The sequence below is a fragment of the Spirulina sp. CCY15215 genome (assembly GCF_016888125.1).
GTDB lineage: Bacteria > Cyanobacteriota > Cyanobacteriia > Cyanobacteriales > Spirulinaceae > CCY15215.
In genome coordinates this window covers 1-950 of the sequence record NZ_JACSWA010000545.1, presented here as the reverse complement: position 1 = coordinate 950, position 950 = coordinate 1, and the positions used below count along the sequence as shown (strand labels likewise).

Here is a 950-nt window from a genome sequence, read left to right as displayed (position 1 = left end):
CAAGCCCATAGTTGACCAGCCTAAGTTCTTGGGAACTACGTTTTTTAAGCTATCACACCCTCAAATGCGTCGCTAGTTTGTCGCTCTGTGGTCAACAGTTAAACATTCCTAGTTGGGTTAAGAAAGTGCTGTTGACGTAAAAAACTTAAAAAACATTGGCGAAGCGAACTTTACCCTTGAAAAAGGAGTTTAACCCATGCGGGTTTTCGTATTAGATAAAAACAAAAAACCATTAAATCCTACTTATCCTGCGAGAGCCAGAAAACTACTCAAATCGGGACGAGCCAAGGTATTTAAACGGTTTCCATTCACTATTATTCTGCCAAATGTACAAGGAGGAGAAGTTAATGATTGTCAGTTAAAGATTGACCCCGGTTCAAAGACAACAGGATTAGCAATCCTGCAAGGAAATCGAGTCATTTGGGGAGCCGAATTAACTCATCGCGGTCAACAAATTCGCGATAATTTAACCTTAAGACGACAGTTAAGACGTTCTCGAAGGAAGAGAAAAACGCGATATCGAAAACCTCGCTTTCTCAACCGAAAACCTCCGGAAGGATGGCTTGCTCCCAGTCTCATGTCGCGAGTTCATAATATCATCACTTGGGTCAATCGACTTAGTAAAATCTGTCCCATATCGGGAATTTCACAAGAGTTGGTGAGGTTCGATACTCAAGCGCTCCAAAATCCTGAAATCTCTGGTGCTGAATATCAACAAGGAGAATTATTTGGCTATGAAGTCAGAGAGTATTTGCTCGAAAAGTGGAAGAGAAAATGTGCTTACTGTAGTGCAGAAAATGTTCCCTTAGAAGTCGAGCATATCAAGCCCAAGTCTAAAGGAGGGAGCAATCGAGTCAGTAATTTAACCCTCGCTTGTCGTCCTTGTAATCAAAAAAAAGGAAACCAAGAAATCAAAGATTTCTTATCAGGTCAACCTAATATTCTCAAAC

Annotated in this window: 1 protein-coding gene; it reads left to right on the top strand. The window is 40.8% G+C overall.

Translation table 11 applies throughout. The features are described 5' to 3' along the window. Positions 1-196: 196 nt before the first annotated feature. The coding region (gene iscB / locus JUI58_RS18930; protein WP_204105370.1) for an RNA-guided endonuclease IscB at positions 197-950 on the top strand (754 nt) is incomplete at its 3' end.